Below are 1,213 nucleotides of genomic sequence, written 5' to 3' on the forward strand. Positions count from 1 at the left end.
GACCGGGACCTTCTGGCCGAGGAGCGCATCGAGCGCCTCGAGGTTCTGCTCGACGATCGCCGTCGCGTCCCTGGGCGAGACGCCGCGTCGGCAGGTCGCGGAGACCTTGAGCATGGGGGCTCGCTTCACCGAGTACGCGGAGACGCTGGTCGAGAGGAACTCGTCCCGTTCGCCGAGTGCGTCAGCGAGGGCGTCGCGTGCGACGGAGACGTCGACGATGGTGCGTCCCGTGTCCGAGCTGCGGTCGTGGATGAGCGTTCCGGTCCGCCCCTGCCCTTGTCGGAGGCTGAAGGCGAGGAGCAGGATGATGCCCACCACGAGGATGGCGACGACGGCGATCATCAGCCAGCTGAAGTCGGTGCCGGGGAAGGGTGTCTGCTGGAGCCAGCTGCTGACCTGTGTGTTGACGGTTTCGGAGATGGGCGTCCAGGTGTCCTTCGCTCCCGGCAGCCAGGCGCCGATGGCGGCGGCGGCTCCGACGGCCAGGAGGAGGACCCCGAGGGTGGCGATGAGGAGGCGGTTCAGGCCTCGGTTCGTGCTGTTCATGCGCCGACCTTCCCGTTCTCTGCGACGCGCACCTTGGCGGTGACGCGTGGCGTGAGCTCGTACTGCTCGAGCTGCCGGGTGACGGCCGCTTCGATGGAAGCCGCGTCAACCGGCACCCCGGATGCGGGAGTGAGGCGCACGTCGGCGCGGCGGTGGGACACCGAGACGGTGACGTTGTCCGGGCTGACGTGGCCAGCTCGAGCCGCGTGGCGGGCGAGCGCGGAGGCGATGACCGCGTTGTCGGCGACGGTTGCGGTCCGCGACGAGCGCAGGACGTGGCGGGAACGGCGACCGGGGGCGAGCCCCGCGATGAGCAGGATCAGCCCGATGATGGCCACGACGACGCCGGCTGGGCCGACGTACTGGGCGGGCTGTTCGAGCACCCCGAGCGTGGAGGTGAACATATCGACCGGTGCGACGAGGAGCGCCGGGAGGGCGAGGAGCGCGAGCACCACCTCCGTGCCGACCCAGGCCGCGACGACGATGAGCAGCACGGCGAGGACGATCGCGAGCGCCGACCGAGGGGAGTGCGTCTCGCGTCGGGAGATGCGGGAGTAGAGCGACGTGTGGCTGCTCATCTGACTCGCTCCTCTGGTTTGATGTCGAGCCCGGTGACCCGCACGGTGACCTGGTCCACGTGGGAGCCCGTGAGGCTTTGCACGCGGTC

At 70.0% G+C, this 1,213-nt stretch carries 2 protein-coding genes; both read right to left on the reverse strand.

The genetic code is table 11. The features are described 5' to 3' along the window. A partial coding sequence (locus tag C5E10_RS18720; RefSeq protein WP_104332941.1) for a hypothetical protein occupies positions 1 to 546 on the reverse strand: 546 nt, incomplete at its 3' end. Further along, positions 543 to 1,124, reverse strand: coding sequence for a DUF6286 domain-containing protein (locus tag C5E10_RS18725; protein ID WP_104332942.1), 582 nt, complete (start codon positions 1,122 to 1,124; stop codon positions 543 to 545). The genes C5E10_RS18725 and C5E10_RS18720, both read right to left, overlap by 4 nt. Positions 1,125 to 1,213: the final 89 nt, after the last annotated feature.

This window comes from Pseudoclavibacter sp. RFBG4, assembly GCF_002931515.1.
In the GTDB taxonomy this organism is placed as follows: Bacteria; Actinomycetota; Actinomycetes; order Actinomycetales; family Microbacteriaceae; genus Pseudoclavibacter.

What these genes read in the sequence shown, in the direction of transcription:
- C5E10_RS18725 (WP_104332942.1), bottom strand. Translation starts at nt 1,124, where the DNA reads ATGAGCAGCCACACGTCGCTCTACTCCCGCATCTCCCGACGCGAGACG.